Origin of the sequence: Nostoc sp. NMS2 (genome assembly GCF_017115105.1) — a bacterium.
Taxonomy (GTDB): Bacteria; Cyanobacteriota; Cyanobacteriia; order Cyanobacteriales; family Nostocaceae; genus Nostoc.
The window spans coordinates 1-16,192 of record NZ_JABXKH010000173.1 but is presented as its reverse complement, the minus strand read 5'-3'; the positions used below and the strand labels follow the sequence as shown (position 1 = coordinate 16,192).

General features: G+C 40.3%; 13 protein-coding genes. 8 read left to right on the top strand and 5 right to left on the bottom strand.

The features are described from left to right. Positions 1-635: 635 nt before the first annotated feature. Positions 636-902 carry a hypothetical protein gene (locus HWQ36_RS31950; RefSeq protein ID WP_292710518.1) on the bottom strand — a complete coding sequence of 89 codons (267 nt, stop codon included), beginning with the start codon at positions 900-902 and terminating at the stop codon, positions 636-638. Between the two features lie 844 nt (positions 903-1,746). Here HWQ36_RS31950 and HWQ36_RS31945 point away from each other — a divergent pair. The 5 genes from HWQ36_RS31945 to HWQ36_RS31925 all read left to right on the top strand — a co-directional run bounded on the left by HWQ36_RS31945 (position 1,747) and on the right by HWQ36_RS31925 (position 7,850). Continuing rightward, the gene (locus HWQ36_RS31945) at positions 1,747-2,070 is read left to right on the top strand and encodes a hypothetical protein (RefSeq protein ID WP_292710397.1); all 324 of its coding nucleotides are present in this window, start codon (positions 1,747-1,749) and stop codon (positions 2,068-2,070) included. Between the two features lie 459 nt (positions 2,071-2,529). Then, positions 2,530-3,735 carry an ABC exporter membrane fusion protein gene (locus tag HWQ36_RS31940; protein ID WP_292710394.1) on the top strand — a complete coding sequence of 402 codons (1,206 nt, stop codon included), beginning with the start codon at positions 2,530-2,532 and terminating at the stop codon, positions 3,733-3,735. A 139-nt stretch (positions 3,736-3,874) separates the two neighbouring features. Next, positions 3,875-5,047, top strand: a complete 1,173-nt coding sequence (gene devC / locus HWQ36_RS31935; protein WP_292710391.1) for an ABC transporter permease DevC — start codon at positions 3,875-3,877, stop codon at positions 5,045-5,047. A gap of 266 nt (positions 5,048-5,313) precedes the next feature. After that, entirely contained in the window at positions 5,314-6,006 is a 693-nt protein-coding gene (locus HWQ36_RS31930) for a DevA family ABC transporter ATP-binding protein (RefSeq protein ID WP_292710515.1), read from the top strand. Between the two features lie 1,121 nt (positions 6,007-7,127). Continuing rightward, positions 7,128-7,850 carry a WGxxGxxG-CTERM domain-containing protein gene (locus HWQ36_RS31925; RefSeq protein WP_292710389.1) on the top strand — a complete coding sequence of 241 codons (723 nt, stop codon included), beginning with the start codon at positions 7,128-7,130 and terminating at the stop codon, positions 7,848-7,850. A 316-nt stretch (positions 7,851-8,166) separates the two neighbouring features. On the opposite strand, the gene HWQ36_RS31920 is transcribed toward HWQ36_RS31925, so the two are convergent. Further along, positions 8,167-10,245, bottom strand: coding sequence for a TrkA family potassium uptake protein (locus tag HWQ36_RS31920; RefSeq protein WP_292710387.1), 2,079 nt, complete (start codon positions 10,243-10,245; stop codon positions 8,167-8,169). Between the two features lie 469 nt (positions 10,246-10,714). Beyond that, positions 10,715-11,488 carry a glucosamine-6-phosphate deaminase gene (locus HWQ36_RS31915; protein WP_292710385.1) on the bottom strand — a complete coding sequence of 258 codons (774 nt, stop codon included), beginning with the start codon at positions 11,486-11,488 and terminating at the stop codon, positions 10,715-10,717. A gap of 195 nt (positions 11,489-11,683) precedes the next feature. On the opposite strand from HWQ36_RS31915, the gene HWQ36_RS31910 reads away from it, so the two are divergent. Continuing rightward, on the top strand, positions 11,684-12,370 hold the full coding sequence (locus HWQ36_RS31910) for an HAD-IA family hydrolase (protein WP_292710382.1): 687 nt from the start codon (positions 11,684-11,686) through the stop codon (positions 12,368-12,370). 52 nt (positions 12,371-12,422) lie between these two features. On the opposite strand, the gene HWQ36_RS31905 is transcribed toward HWQ36_RS31910, so the two are convergent. Both HWQ36_RS31905 and HWQ36_RS31900 read right to left on the bottom strand, forming a co-directional pair. Further along, positions 12,423-13,049: a PadR family transcriptional regulator gene (locus HWQ36_RS31905; protein WP_292710379.1), complete on the bottom strand. Its 627-nt coding sequence runs from the start codon at positions 13,047-13,049 to the stop codon at positions 12,423-12,425. 118 nt (positions 13,050-13,167) lie between these two features. Further along, positions 13,168-14,103 (bottom strand): AraC family transcriptional regulator, encoded by a 936-nt coding sequence (locus HWQ36_RS31900; protein ID WP_292710512.1) that lies wholly within the window; start codon positions 14,101-14,103, stop codon positions 13,168-13,170. A 162-nt stretch (positions 14,104-14,265) separates the two neighbouring features. On the opposite strand from HWQ36_RS31900, the gene HWQ36_RS31895 reads away from it, so the two are divergent. Continuing rightward, a complete protein-coding gene (locus HWQ36_RS31895) occupies positions 14,266-15,000 on the top strand; it encodes an SDR family oxidoreductase (protein ID WP_292710376.1) in 735 nt (244 codons plus the stop codon). Positions 15,001-15,628: 628 nt separating this feature from the next. Then, entirely contained in the window at positions 15,629-16,087 is a 459-nt protein-coding gene (locus tag HWQ36_RS31890) for a helix-turn-helix domain-containing protein (RefSeq protein ID WP_292710373.1), read from the top strand. Positions 16,088-16,192: the final 105 nt, after the last annotated feature.

Genomic DNA, 16,192 nt, shown 5'->3' with positions numbered 1-16,192 from the left:
GAGAAAGACTCGATTACTTTTTAGGTAAGGCTAGGGGCTATTGATGGTAAGCGATATGCTTTTACTTGAGGTTCAGAAGCCATAAACAAGACTTCAAGAGATTTTAGTGAGGATATTCTGAAATCTAAATGTAAAATTCAGATTTCTTTTTTTGCTAAGGAATTGCTCTAAATTAGAAATGGCTTCAACGTGACAACATAAGTTGTTTATCAGATATAAATTGGATGTTTTCATCCAGATAACATCTCAACTTATCACTTGTAGTTAATATTAAACTATTTAAGTCTCCATTACAATTGATATGCAACTTATATACAACGGTATAGCTCTTGAGACGTAAAATGTTGTTGGGCATAATTTATTAGTCCATCTCAATAACGGTACTAGTAGCCTATCAGCCCGATCTCTTTTTTCTCTGACTCTGTGTTTTTCGTGCGGCAGTTGCTCATGGGGGAAACCCCCAAGACCGCGCTGCCTTGCCTCTGCGGTTCATTTCATTAAAATTGCTGAGTAAATAAGCTTGTACTTATAATTTTCTAACAACTTTAATGATTAGTACAAACTCTCAGAATCAGCTTAGGAAAGCACATTTACTGATTGTAATTGAGTAAGTGAATCAGAACCTACATATAAACTTACACAGAATCGTTTTCGGAATTCAAATTGTCGTCTCCTTTATTACTTATCGCCTGATTTTGAGCAGCAGCTAATAGATTTTCCTCAAGCCTACTAATACTAATTCCAAGCTCAGAAGCTTTTTTTGTTTTCCACTCTTCTAGCTCACAATCATGTTGATTGAGCCATTCACGCACCGCAACACGGGCCATCTCAGCTTTGCGAAGAGTCTGGCGAGCTGCATGAAAAATCAGTCGCTGGTTATCAAAGCTTGGCAATGAGAGCATGAATCGCTGTAGTTTCATTTTATCTAGGGTCTTTGGGGGGCGATCGCTGTCATTCACATAACTATTAAAACTCTTTTCAATTAGTATGTCACATAACAAAAACACATTACTCGAATTGCATATAAATTGCATATATCTTCATTTTAGTAATTACAGCCTACTCTAAAAATGCTGATCAAAAGTATTAAAATATCAACAATATTAGGCTCTTATTAATTTATTTACTTATTGAGAAATAGAGAGAATCGTTAATTAAACAAGATAAAGGTTTATGAGTTAATACTATAGCTTTTACATCTATCCAAAAGTTGATTTATTTTTTTTAAACATTATGTATCAATCAATAAGATATTTTTTTAAGGATTTTTATTCCCAAAGAAGTAATTTTGTTTGCAATGTAACAATAACCACTAGCAACTATATCTAAAGAATGAAAAACCCTAGTGAACAACAGACCCATCATCAGGCAAAGAGTTATTTTGATATGCTGAGTAACAGCGAGGACATAAAAGTGTTAGAAAGTGGTCAAAAATCGCAACTATTTTTTATAAGTTGTATCGATTATATTACTAGCTATTTCTCTTTACAAATGTTGCATATAGGTTGCAATTGAGTATCAATCAGTTTATCGTAAGTGATTAAATAATGTAGTTCAATACTGTTTGTTGAAGAAGGCGGAGAGATACATAGATAGGGAGAATAAAAAGATAAATTCACCTGATTACCTGGTCACTCCATACATTCATAAACGCGCAGTATGACAATGTGATTTAATGCAATGATCCGTATTGTATGAAGCGTTCTGCATAATTAGACTGTCACGAAAATATAAGGGTTTGCTGGCATGAGACTATCTGAGCTAGATCCACTCATCCCGCTAATTGAGTTAAGAGAAGAACTCCTGAAGCTACCAAAAGGCTACTCGTTTTATGAAGAGGAACTGGTAGATTTTTTATCTCGAAGAAGATGGCCTGAAATTAATCGCCGCATTGATCGGACAACTTTCTGGCGGTGGAGAAATGACAACGGCATTGAGCATCAAAAAGTATTTAGTCGATTGGATATCTTGAAACTCTGCCAAATTTGCGATCACTATCGGATAGATGGAACTCGCAATGAATATCTGGCGATCGTTAAAAGTAAAAAAGAGGCAGTCCTTAATAAATAAAGCTACCTTTGGCTAGATACATAAAGTACCAAACGGCTTCATCAAAAGTTGATTTACTAACAGATTTATAAATCAATATGATTGATGTTAGTAATATCTAGCTTTGGGATATCCCCCCAACCCCTCTTCAAAAGCTACGGTGTATACATAAGTCTGAAATAGCTGATTAACCAAGGTTTTACCCCACCCTAACCCTCCCCTTATAAAGGGGAGGGAACTAGATTTCCTGTTTCCCCCCAATGCATCGGGGGGATTAAGGGGGGTAATTCTACTTGTGTGTACACCCTAACTTCAAAAGCGGGGCTTAATCCCCTAATTCAAAATAGTTACTTTTACCCGCTTTAAGCTGAATTAGAGTGTTCATCTTGACATGATATAAGGTCTAATTTCATCTCTGTTGTTTCTAAATAATTCGGAAAGACCTTGTTCTCAAACATCGCTAATTTGGAATAGGTAATTATGGTACAAAAACAAAAACAGTCATTCATCAAACTATTCATTAAACCTGTAGTTTGGTGGCCAGTTATATTAGCAACTACTATGACTGTAGCTACTGGTGCAGTCTCTTTCTATACCTTTTCACGATTTCAGTTGTCCTCAAAAGTGCAGCCTCTCGCTATCCCACGTAGTTCTCCTAAAATGACTACTATTGCAGCATTAGGACGTTTAGAACCTCAAGGAGAGGTTATTCGTCTATCAGCCCCAGAGTCTCAAGGGGGTGTTAGGGTAACAAAACTTATGGTAAACAAAGGAGACAGAGTGCGACAGGGGCAAGTAGTTGCACTTCTTGACAATTACTTTCCTCGTCTTGCAGCTTTAGAAAAAGCCCAACAACAAGTCCTAGTTGCCCAAGCTAGTCTTAACCAGGTAAAAGCTGGCGCAAAAGCTGGAGATATCTCTGCACAAAAAGCAACCATTGCTCGTTTAGAAGCTGAGTTGCGGGGAGAAACTTCTGCTCAAGAAGCAACGATCGCTCGCTTAGAGGCTGATTGGCAAAATGCTGAAAGCGAAAATCAGCGATATCAGCAGTTATATAAAGATGGTGCGATTTCAGCCTCAGACGCAGATACTAAACGTTTGCGAGTCGATACAGTTCAACAACAACTCAATGAAGCTAAAGCTTCTCTCAAGCGCACTATGGAAACTCTTCAAAAGCAGTTAATCGAGGCCAAAGCCAGACTCAAGAGTATTGCTGAGATTCGTCCTACCGATATAGCAGCAGCACAAGCTGATGTCGAAAGTGCATTAGCCTCAGTTAACCAGGCTAAAGCAGAGTGGGATTTAAGTATTGTGCGATCGCCCATAACCGGGCAAATCATGAAAATTAATACTTGGCCTGGAGAAATTATCGGCACTACAGGAATAGCTGATTTAGGTCGCACACAACAGATGTATGTGGTAGCAGAAGTCTATGAAACTGATGTTAAAAAAGTACGTATAGGTCAGTCGGCGATTATTACTAGCGATGCTTTACCAGGTAAATTACGAGGAAAAGTTACAGATATTGGTTTACAAGTTGGCAAACAAAATATCTTTAATAACAATCCTCAAGCAGACACAGATAACAAAATAGTTGATGTAAAAATTCGTATTGATAATCTTCAAGATAACCAGCGAGTTGCTGGTCTGACTGATTTACAGGTGGAGGTAATGATTGATATTTAAAACTTCTAAAGAAAGCTTTGTTAACTCATTGAACGTCCCTACCTTGCCTAATAATAATTCGTAATTTTCTAGAAACTATTGATTTTAACCAAGCATTATTTCTTAATTTAGTCTAATTTCCATCCTTGAGGTTTACTAAATGATTCTCAATATCCCCTTGGCTTGGCTACAACTAGCCAGACAAAAAATTCGCTTTATTGTAGCTTTGGCTGGGATTGCTTTTGTTGCAGTTCTCATGTTTATGCAAATTGGTTTTCAAGCTGCTCTTTATGACAGTGCTACGCAATTGCATAAGAATCTAGAAGGAGACTTATTTTTAATCAGTGCCCAATATAAATCTTTAACATCAAATCAGAGCTTTCCTCGTTCGCATTTATATCAAGTATTAGGTTTTGATAGTGTGGAATCAGTTAGCCCTTTATATGTGCAATTCGCCAAATTCAAAAACCCCAACAATGGTCTAAAGTTTCCATTGTATGTCCTGGGATTTGATCCAGTTAAATCAATTTTTAAGTTTCCGCATATCGAAGAAAAACTTGATTTGATTAGAATTCCTAATATCGTTTTATTTGACCGCGATTCTCGTCCAGAATTTGGAGCGATCGCTAAAGATTTTGAACAAGGTAAACTTATAAAAGTTGAAATATTTAGCTACAGTGGATTAGTTGGTTACAAAGTTAAAGTTGGTGGCTTATTTAGTCTAGGTCCTTCCTTTGGGGTTGATGGAAATTTAATCGTTAGTTCTTCAACTTTCCTCCGAATCTTTCAAGATCGTCCAGTACAAAAGATCGATATAGGATTAATTAAACTCAAACCTGATGCCAATCCCCAAAAAGTTTTGGCAGATTTATCAGCCAAGCTACCCAAAGACGTAAAAGTAATTACTCGCAAAGACTTTATTGCTTTGGAAAAAGCCTATTGGTCTCTTAGGACACCCATTGGATTTGTGTTTAATTTGATGGTATTAATGGGCTTTGTTGTTGGTGTAATCGTTGTTTATCAAATTCTTTATAGTAATATTTCTAGTCATTTAACTGAATATGCAACCTTAAAGGCAATGGGATTCAAAAACAAATATCTATTAAGTGTCGTCTTTCAACAAGCTTTAATCTTAGCATCTCTAGGTTATGTTCCTGGTTTGGCTATATCTATAGCCCTATATGATATTTCTAAAAATGCTACTAAATTACCAGTTATTATGAGTACAGATAAAGCCATTCTAGTATTGATATCAGCAACATTAATGTGCTTAACTTCTGGATTCTTATCTACAAACAAACTCCGAAATGTAGATCCGGCAGATATTTTTTAATTTGACACAAGTAGGTTGGCGCAATTAAAGCTAACTGGCAAGGGCTGTCATTGGTCATTTTTCATTTGTAAGGGCTTTAAGCCTATTTATGTTTCGTAACATACTTGGGTTTTTCACGCCAACTTACTTAGCAGTCCGCTTTGATTTCTGTTCGCGTAGCGTGGCATGTGAAGCGCAAGTGCGATAGATAGGCAATAGACAATAAAGCTCTTTGAGTTATACCTAGCTTCGCAAAAATCAAATATCAGTCATATATATCTGAGAAAATCATGAAAACAAAGTTTATTGTGAGTATTAATGATCTGAATCACTACTTCGGCGAGAAAAAAGTACGAAGTCAAATATTGTTCGATATTAATTTTAATATCAAATTTGGAGAAATTGTGATTATGACTGGGCCATCAGGTTCAGGAAAAACAACTTTATTGACTTTAATTGGTGGGTTACGGTCTGTCCAAGAGGGAAGCCTTAAATTTTTAGGTCAAGAGCTTTCTGGAGCTAGTAATGAGCAATTAGTTAAAATACGCCGTCACATTGGGTATATTTTTCAAGCTCATAACTTATTAGATTTCTTAACAGCCAGACAAAATGTTCAAATGTCGCTAGAATTACACAAAAATATTCCTGAATCGGAAGCTCGCAGCAAATCAGAAGCTATACTAAATGCCGTTAGATTGGAGAATAGAGTTAATTATTACCCATCTGATCTCTCAGGGGGACAAAAACAACGGGTAGCAATTGCTCGTGCTTTAGTAAGTCATCCAAAATTAGTTTTAGCTGATGAGCCTACAGCTGCTTTAGACAGTAAAACAGGCCGAGATGTTGTCACCCTAATGCAGAAACTAGCTAAAGAACAGAATTGTGCTATCTTAATGGTCACTCACGACAACAGAATTTTAGATATTGCCGATCGCATAATTCAGATGGAAGATGGTTATCTGGTAAAAGAGGTTTCGTGATCTACCAAATGGATGATAACTAAATGCCTGTAAAACCTGAATATGTCTTTAGGAATACTATTTTAGTTTAATTTTAGTACAAATATTCAGTAGAGAAGTACAGGGTAAAGAATTTGTATTAGTCATTATAGTGAAACAATATTCCTTAAGTCTAGAGTAAGACACATCTGGAGTATGAAGTTATAAGTTCTCAGGTGAAATAATATTATAGGGTATTTGAAAATTTAGTCTTAAACCTTTTTGCCAGCATTTAGTTGCTTAATTTTATCAATATCCATCTCAATAACGAAAAACAGATAAACTCATCGAAAAAAAAAAAAATCGTTGTATTCATTACGATTAGTACGAAAGTTTATGGTTAAAGATTTAATTTTTTGTTTACAAGAAGCAGCTTTATACCTTATATTTAAAAAATCTCTGACACCTCAAGATCCTTCTGAATGTTTTGTGAACTCCCCCTGTGGATGTGCTAATCCAGGGCAAGATATCCAGTGTGAAGATTGTGCTTATCTTGAGTGCTGCTTATCTAATTGTAAGCTGCAAAACGTTTCGTTACTTTCACGCTCATAGACTAAAATTAATTGATGTAAAATTCATGCCTGCGATAGAATTAGTTTTACTCCTATGGTAGAAGCACGACAAAAAGCTAGCTGTTATCTTAATTAAGAATGAAAAAACAATTCGTAATAAGTAATTAAAAGGTAGAATGCGAGTGAATAGAGATAGTTTTACATGAGTAAGTATTAATCGTTATTCCTAGCTCGTTTGTGAACAAGCGGCTTTGGTCGTAACTTCTCAATCATAAATAACTAATTACTTATTATGAATTAGTTTGAATATGACAAATATTCATGTGTTAGGGGAGCTTCAAATTTCAATTTTTCCAACACAAACTAAGTAAAAGACTCTGAATCTATCTTGGTTGTCAAAATTTACCTAACTTATAGCGGTTCCCAATTGAGTGAGGTACAAAAACCTCACCCCCAACTCCCTCATCGCTTGCGGGGAGGGGGCCATGAAGTACCTCATTTGATTAGGAAAAGCCATAGCACGTGGATTGAGTAGAAAACATCAATTTTGAACATCAATCAATCACAGAAATCTAAAACATAAAAGAAACCATGACCATGAAGCCTTTTGATTTATCTAAAACTGTTTTGGCTACTGTCTTTGCCATCAGTTTCGCTTCTGTATCCTTACCTCCTTCTGTTTTTGCCCAAAGCGGAGGTTCAGGCAGTGGAGGTTCCAGTAGTGGCAGTAGCTCAGGGACTGGAACTACAGGCTCAGGCTCAGGAACTGGCTCAGGGATTGGAACTACAGGTACTGGCTCAGGAACTGGCTCTGGGACTGGCTCAGGTACTGGCTCAGGGACTGGAACCACAGGTACTGGCTCTGGGACTGGAACCACAGGTACTGGCTCTGGGACTGGAACTACAGGTACTGATCTGAATGGTACTGGAACCACAGGTACTGGCTCAGGAACTGGAACCACAGGTACTGATCTGAATGGTACTGGAACTACAGGAACTGGCTCTGGGACTGGAACCACAGGAACTGGCTCTGGGACTGGAACTACAGGTACTGGCTCTGGGACTGGAACCACAGGTACTGATCTGAATGGTACTGGAACCACAGGTACTGGCTCAGGGACTGGAACTACAGGGACTGACACAACAGGTACTAACAGGAATATTACAACTTCTGAAAGAACTAGCGATCGCGGTTTCAATTGGGGTTGGCTAGGTTTATTTGGTCTACTAGGTTTAGCAGGTTTGACTCGTAATCGTGATAAAGTCCGGGCTTATAGCGATCCTAATGAAGTAACAGGTACTCGTCCTAGATAGTATTCACCACACTGTAGGAAGCGTACAGCCTTCATTTTTGTCAACTTCAGGTTAGACCAATAGGGGCACAATATATTAGACATCTGGTGAAAAAGAATGTAGAGACGTAGCACTGCTACGTCTCTACAAGGGTTCTGGATAACGCATATTTTATTTCTGGAGATGTCTATTGATATTGCACCCCTATAATTACATCCCAGTTCGCTCAGGGAGTTCCAAGAAATAAATTATCCAATCTTGTGGGGTGGACATCTTGTCCGCCCATAGCCAAGAGCGGACAAGATGTCCACTCCACAAGAAGTAGTTGAGTATTTTTTTATTTGTCAGTCCCTGAAGTCGAACTACTGCCTTGCCCAATGAAGATTACATTTGCCAAAACTTGTATTTTTGTTAGCGCCCGCACCAGACGTTGAGCTTGATGTTTATAAAGTGGTATTGGCAATACTCCAGGCAAATTATTCATCCATTGCCTAGCATTAGCCAAACTACATCCTGTAATCAAAACGATTTCTTCAACACCATAGATAATAGCATTTGTAGTCAGAGCTTTTTCGATCTGCACGCTCCATTGGCGAGGCAGCATTTCACCCCATTCGATTCGCTGCAAACTACTGCTTGTGGCTAAAACAATCAAGCGATCGCCAGCATAAAGCTTAACATCATCCCAGGGCATCAACGAGTAATTGTCTCGCCGATATTTATGGTAGAGAATCGGCACAACACTGTAGCCAGATGCTATTTCAGATAGAAGCAACCCATTCAGGGTATCACCCTCTTCAATCTTGTATTCCGTCACCATAACTATTTGCTCACTCAAGTGAAACAAGCTCAAAACATTTTCCCCAAAGGCAGCACAAGCAAAGACTTCCGCAGATAAAGCTGCGCCACATAGAACTTGGGCATAGGGAAACAAAGGGGCGATATTATCACTAAAATGGCGATCTTGAGAGCGGAGAATCAAGCTAGTGGCGGGATTCATTGCATGAGCCATTAAACCAATTTCTAGATTTTCCATATTATCGTCCCCAACTAAAATGATACTTTTAGCACGGGAGAGATTCACCTTAGTTAGTGCTTCGGTAGCATTGCCAATAATCAGGGGCATATCTGGTAAAGTATCTTGGTCGAGAGTGGTAGTATGAATTCCCACTAACGGCTGATTGAGTTCTTGCAAAAGAGCAGCTACTCTCTGTCCCAAGCGATTTAAGCCAATAATCACTACATGGTTGCGTTGTGGTATGGGAGGACGAGAATTGAAAAACTGGAATCTTGAAGTAACAAGAGCATCAGTCACCAGTGCATATAATACTCCCACGAAAGCTTGACCTGTCAACGTCATTCCCAGGCTAAAGAACCGCAACCACCAAGGGATATGATCTGAGGGTTCAGATTGCGATCTAAACTCAACACCGCCAAATAAATCTCCGTATCCTCCCAAGAGCAAGATTGCTGTTGCATAGAAGGCTTCTTGCAGGGTAATGTCAGGATAATATAAGCGGTAAAGAATTATTCCAACGAACCACAGGATAAGTACGGTAATCGCATAGATTGTTGCAATTCGCCGGACTTGATTTTGGCTTTGGTAGTAAGATTGCCAAAATTGTCCTATTTTCTGCTTAAGATTCTTCGCTGTGATGCCTTGAAGAAACTCTTGCCACTGCCACCTTTGGCGATGAGATTTATTTGTATATTGCTCAGAGAAAGCCAGTTCGTATGCAACATCAATGTAAACAAGTGTGTCTCCTACTTGCACTTCTGCTTCTGGGTTCCATCCAAACAATTCTTTGAGTGGATCGGATGAAACAGTTGTGTGACTCAAAATGCGGCGAGTTGTGAGATTGAGTCTATGTACTGGCTTGCCATTGCACCAACTATCCTTCGCTTGTACTTGGTGCTTGATTACTTGCAATAGTTGCCCTTCTAAGGTAAAATACCCAATGGCTTCAGAGCCGAGAGATGCTAAAGCGAAGGCATGAGCGGAAAGATGGGTAGGCTCAAAGGCAACAAAATTGCCTAAGTTTTCGTACAAAAGTTTGTTGAAATTTTGTTTGTCAGAACGTACAATCAGGCGAACGTGCGAATTAAGTCGCCGTGCTGCAAAGGCGGCTTCTATATTTATCCGCTCATTTCTTGTGACTAAAAGTATTGAACGACATTCCCTTATACCTGCCTGCTCTAAAACACTTGGCTGGCGGCAGTCTCCGATGATTAACTTTTCTAGTAAGCTTGGTACTTCTGGGACTTCCCAATGTTCGGGTTGTACATCGTCAATGGCATTGACTTTAACATCGTATTCCTTTAGGACTGCAACACAATGTTGCCCTAAACTTTGGAGTCCGCATACTAAGAAAAGGTCTTGGGGTTTTTTGGGATTGGTGCTAGGAGGGGGATGCACTTTCTGTTGATAGCAGCAGTCAATACTGCTAACAGTACGTGTTTGGTAGGATTATATAGCGGTTCTCGAATGGAAGCAATACAGTCTGACCTCACTTCCATTCCTCTCTCCTAAAAGGAGAGAGGAATGGAATCTTACTCGCCAACGCTAGTAGGGAAGGCAGGGTGGTTTCATACAACCAGAGAAAAACTAAAACTGGGTTTCAAAGCCTCTTGACCTTTCGGGGAGAGGTTTGGAGAGGGATCAAAATCTATGGTTTTACATGAGAAATCAAGACTTATGTATTTTTCTTTTTTCGTATGAAACCACCCTGCCCAACGCTAGTAGGGAAGGGGCTGTTCTTGTTAGGTCTGTATTGCACTCAACTGAGAAGCGCTATATCTCACCATTTACGTAATTGCTGGAATTGGGCATTAGGCATTGTGGATTAAAACAGTTATTTCCCAAATACTTAGTCCCCAATCCGTCTTCACGACAGCAAACTAGCAGAATTGACATCCAAAAATAACGTCGCTTGTGATTGTTGACGGAGAATAGAAGCCGGACAGTCTGTACTTATTGCTCCTTGCAACATCTCTTTTACTACATTCGCTTTACGTTTTTCTGGAGCCAGACAGATAATTTTTTTAGCTGAACAAATTGCCGAGATGGTGACAGTAAAAGCATATTGTGGAACAGCTTCTAGATTTGGAAAGTGACCTGTGCTTACTTGTTGCTGGCGGTTCACTGTATCCAGTTTCACTAGTTTCACGCTGTAAGGATCTTGAAAATTTGCTACTGCTGGATCGTTAAAAGCTAAATGTCCATTTTCGCCAACACCAAGACAGCATAGGTCTATTGGTTGTGCTTGCAATAGTTTAGTGTAGCGATCGCACTCTGCGACTGGTTGCAATGTATCACCTTCTATGTAATGAAATTGCTTAGGAGCAACCCGCTTCTCTACATGTTCTCGCATATAGCGCCGGAAACTTGCAGAATGATCAGCAGTAATTCCCAAATATTCATCTAGATGGAACAGAATAATCCGTGACCAATCTACACCACCCAATGCAATCAAAGCATCGAGAAATTTGAGTTGGGAGTTACCTGTTGCTAACAATACAGCAGCTATATCCTGTTGTTTGAGAACTTGCTGTAAATGCTTTTGGGCGATTTCGGCAACATCTTCGGCCATTTCGACTTCAGAGTTGTAAATCTGCACCAATAAATCATCAACGCGAAAAAAATTTGTAGCGGCTAGCATTTGCTTACACAGAAGGTTATCAATTATACGGTAGTTTTTTGAGAAGCTCTACCTGTCTACCTTGACATTGCTTATCCAGTATAGATTTTAGGATTTAGCAGATTAATTTATAGCTTTTTGCGCTGTATAAGGGCAAAAAAACCATGTAAACTATGTAAATTAAGTTAACAATTATTTACATTCTACCAAAAAACTATGCTGGCTGCAATTCTGTTTGACCTCGACGGCACTATTGTCAACACTGACCCTATACACTACCGAGCTTGGCAGGAAATGCTGTTAAATTACAGCATAGAAATTGACGAAACATTTTATAAATCCCGAATTAGTGGGCGGCTAAATCCAGAAATTGTTAAGGACATTTTGCCACAATTATCAATAGCAGAAGGGCAGAAATTTGCAGACGAAAAAGAGGCGCTTTTCCGCAAACTCGCCTCGAATCTTAAACCACTAAATGGATTTTCTGAACTACTAGCATGGACGGAGACACATCAATTAAAGCGGGCATTAGTAACTAATGCCCCTAGATTAAATGCAGAATTTATGCTAGAGGTATTGGGAATAAAAGAAGCTTTCCATACGGTTGTTTTAGCAGATGATTGTATTGCAGGTAAACCTGACCCTGCACCCTACCTAGCCGCCCTGAATAAATTGGCGATTTCAGCAGAAGAAGCGATCGCTTTAGAAGACTCTCCCTCTGGGATTCGGGCGGCGGTGAGCGCAGATATCCGCACTATTGGCATCGCCTCAACCCACGATCCCCAAGTTTTGCAGTCAGTCGGCGCATTTATGGCAATTCCAGATTTTACTGATTTGCAGTTGTGGACATTTCTCAACTCACTCATCGAGCAAGATTTAAGTGCGATCGCTTCTAACCCATAAGCGCAAAATCTGAGAATATTGAGAGTAGAGACACAAAAATTTGCGTCTCTACTTATTTTTCCGCCAGAATCGCGTAAATTTCCCGTTTAACTTGCTCTAAAAGCTCACGCACCCGATTTATTCGCTCCATATTGCCACTACGAGCAACCTGCACTACAGCAGCAGCTAATTCTGTTGCAGCATTCCGCAACTCAATAAACTCTTGGGGCTTACCTTTCACGAAACTTTTGACGGTATCCCAAGGAGTATCTGAAGTTTCTTGTTGGGCACGTTCTGCTAATAATTGTCTACCTTCATCGGTAATCGTATAAATCCGCTTGCCACCTTCCTGGGCGCTCTTGAGATAACCCCCTTCCTCCAGCAATTGAAGTGTTGGATACACTGAGCCAGGACTGAGGCGACGGAAACCACCATAACGAGTTTCCATCTCTTTAATCAGGTCGTAACCATGACTAGGATGCTCGGATAACAATTCCAGCAGGATGAACTTGATGTCACCCCGACGAGTGCGATGTTCATCTCCCCAAGCACGACCAAACATTTCATTACCAAAGTGTTTGCCATGCTCTCTACCATGATGCCTGCCATGCCCAAACCAAGACCTGACAAGCAAGAAATCGTCTTCGTTAACTCCTGCCCATGCAGGTGTACCAAAGCGTGAACGAAAGTGTCTAAACATAAATCAATCTCAAATCAACTTTCTCTAATATACGATATATCGGAATATATCACGATATATCGGAATAAAATTTTGATGAAGATTTTTGAAGTAAGGGACTATGATGTACCTTGTATGATTAGGCTGTACGTAAACGTTCAATATCCCTCATCGGCGGCGCACCGAACATACGGGAATATTCGCGGCTGAACTGTGATTGGCTCTCATAACCAACTTTATAGGCAGCATTGGCTGCATAGGAGTTTTCGGCAAGCATCAGGCGACGTGCTTCTAATAGTCTTAATTGCTTTTGATATTGAAGAGGACTCATCGATGTCACTTTCTTGAAATGGTGATGGAAAGATGAAAGAGACATACTTGCCTGTTCAGCTAGCTCCTCAACCCGTATCGGCTTTGTAAAATCAGCCTTGATGAGTTTTATCACCTCGGCGATGCGCTGCATATTGCTGCCAGATGTCGCAATCTGGCGGACAGCTTCGCCCTGTTCACCGATTAAAAGGCGATAATAGATTTCGCGGATAATCATCGGTGCAAGGATCGGGATATCCTGTGGCGTATCCAAAAGCCGTGTCAGTCTCATAGCACAATCGAGTAACGGTGCATCAACGGTGCTGACAAATAAGCCTCTGACAGAGTTCTTCTTATCCTCAATCACACTGGCTTGAGCAGTAATAATATCGCAGAGTTGACGTGGATCTAGATTCAGCTTGAATCCTAAATAGGGTTGCTCTGGGGTTGCCTCAACGATAAACGCGCTCAATGGCAAATCAACCGAGACTACCAGATATTGAGCCGCGCCATAACGATAGGTTTCCTCACCCAGCAACGCTTCCTTTTTGCCCTGAACAAGGATAGCGAGGATAGGTTCGCAGACACCCTGTAGTGTGGTGGAAACAGAAGATTCTCGCTGAAATTCCAGCTGCTCAATAGCTGTTTTATGAAAACCGTTCCCTTTGCCATCGGTGTGACGAGTGACTAGTGCTGCCAATTTTTGACATTGATGAGCGATCGCACTTTGGTTTATGACTTGGTTGATGGTTTTGATCGTCACAATGTTCTTTGATTAATTTAATCATCCTCTTCTAGGCATTGTAGAACATCGATTTGGAGAATTAGGCAATAAAGCGCGAGGTCTGTGTATTTTAAACTTTTGTCCTTACTCATACGATGAACACATCCAAAATTTAAATTAACCTCAACAGAGGGAAAAATAACCATGTTAAACGTAGAAAATAAAGTCATTGCTATCACTGGAGCTAGTAGCGGCATCGGTGAAGCCACCGCTAAGTTACTCGCTAAAAATGGTGCAAAAGTTGTTCTAGGGGCACGGCGCACCCAAAAGCTAGAAAAGATTGTTGAGGAGATCCGCAAGCAAGGCGGCACAGCAGAATTCAAAGCGGTGGATGTTGCGAATCGTGAGGATATGAAAGCGTTCATTCACTTCGCTAAAGATAAGTTTGATCGTGTCGATGTCATCTTTAACAATGCAGGTGTAATGCCCCTATCACCGATGAATGCTCTGAAAGTCGAGGAGTGGGACAACATGATTAATGTGAACATCAACGGCGTTTTGAATGGTATTGCTGCTGGTTTACCAATCATGGAAGCGCAAGGCGGTGGACAGTTTATCAATACCGCGTCCATCGCCGCGCACATGGTGGGGCCTACCAGCGCGGTCTATTCCGCGACAAAATATGCTGTTTGGGCCATATCCGATGGATTACGTCAAGAATCGAAAAATATTCGCGTGACAATAATATCCCCTGGCGTGGTTGAGACTGAACTCGGCTCTGATATCACGGACGAACCAGCAAAAGGCTTCTTGAAAGAACTCCGCAAAACCGCACTGACCCCAAATGCGATCGCTAGAGCCGTCTTATATGCCATATCCCAGCCGGATGATGTCGATATCAATGAAATAATTGTCCGCCCGACGGCAAGCACATTCTAATGCTGGGAGGGCATTGGGCATTGGGCATGGAGAAGAAGCAGGGGAGCAGGGGAGCAGGGGGCAAGGGAGAGAATACAAAATTACATCTTTCTCCTCTGCACCCTTCCCCCTGCCCCTCTGCCTCTCCCTCATCCCCCGGTTGGTGAGCGAAGTCGAACCACATCTCCCGGTTGGTGAGCGAAGTCGAACCACATCTCCTACTCTCTGCCCCCTGCTCCCTCTTTTGGTGATAGCGATCGCTACAACTATCCCAGCCCAGAGTAGCAGTTATAAAACAATACGCTTGGGTTAAGGCTAAAACTCTGGTTCCAAAGTCAATTTTTTAACGAACCGCCAAGACGCAGAGAACGCAGAGAGAAGAAAGAGAGGCTTAACTGAACTGTATTGAGTTATAAAATACTTGTATTATAAATTGCAGCTTATTAACTTTCATGCCCTAATTTTTTAATAAAAAGTATATATTATAACAGTGAATATACTGTATTTTTGCAGCATTAGCATTTTTAAGTCTGGACTTCAACTCTTCTCAAAATAATTTACGAAAATCAAATATTCAGTAAAAATACGTGTGCTGTTTTAAGTCTTCTCAATATATGAATAGTAGAATTAGCCCATAGAGGAGAAGACAGTGACGCTCTTAAACCAAGCTCAAGTAGAGCAGCTAAAGGAAATAACCACACATTTGCGACAAGTAAGACAAGAAAAATCCATACGCATAGAAGAAATTGCCGCTCAAACACTGATTCGAGCAGGTGTTTTGCAAGCTTTAGAAGAAGAAAGATTTGAAGAATTACCTGAGCCTATTTTTCTTCAAGGATTCATCCGTCGCTATGGAGATGCTTTAGGACTGGATGGAAATGCTTTATCACATACTCTTATAAGCAATGTAGTCCGCCAAGACCCCAAGAACGATCATAATAATTCTGACAACAAACCAAATACATACATACCTCTTATCGTTACCTACATTCTACTATTAGTAGCTGCATCTTCTGGTCTTTTATATATACTTAATCCACGACAAATTACATCTGAATCCCTGACTCCAGAAGTCAATAATCAACAGTCAATGGTAACAAACCAGTGAAGAGTAATGAGGGAGTGGGGGGAGATGTGGTTCGACTTCGCTCACCAACCGGGAGATGTGGTTCGACTTCGCTCACCAACCGGGAGATGTGGTTCGACTTCGCTC

Excerpts from the sequence above, each read along its gene's own strand:
- HWQ36_RS31950 (WP_292710518.1), bottom strand. The coding sequence starts at position 902 with ATGCTCTCATTGCCAAGCTTTGATAACCAGCGACTGATTTTTCATGCA.
- HWQ36_RS31945 (WP_292710397.1), top strand. The coding sequence starts at position 1,747 with ATGAGACTATCTGAGCTAGATCCACTCATCCCGCTAATTGAGTTAAGA.
- HWQ36_RS31940 (WP_292710394.1), top strand. The coding sequence starts at position 2,530 with ATGGTACAAAAACAAAAACAGTCATTCATCAAACTATTCATTAAACCT.
- devC (WP_292710391.1), top strand. The coding sequence starts at position 3,875 with ATGATTCTCAATATCCCCTTGGCTTGGCTACAACTAGCCAGACAAAAA.
- HWQ36_RS31925 (WP_292710389.1), top strand. The coding sequence starts at position 7,128 with ATGACCATGAAGCCTTTTGATTTATCTAAAACTGTTTTGGCTACTGTC.
- HWQ36_RS31915 (WP_292710385.1), bottom strand. The coding sequence starts at position 11,488 with ATGCTAGCCGCTACAAATTTTTTTCGCGTTGATGATTTATTGGTGCAG.
- HWQ36_RS31910 (WP_292710382.1), top strand. The coding sequence starts at position 11,684 with ATGCTGGCTGCAATTCTGTTTGACCTCGACGGCACTATTGTCAACACT.
- HWQ36_RS31905 (WP_292710379.1), bottom strand. The coding sequence starts at position 13,049 with ATGTTTAGACACTTTCGTTCACGCTTTGGTACACCTGCATGGGCAGGA.
- HWQ36_RS31895 (WP_292710376.1), top strand. The coding sequence starts at position 14,266 with ATGTTAAACGTAGAAAATAAAGTCATTGCTATCACTGGAGCTAGTAGC.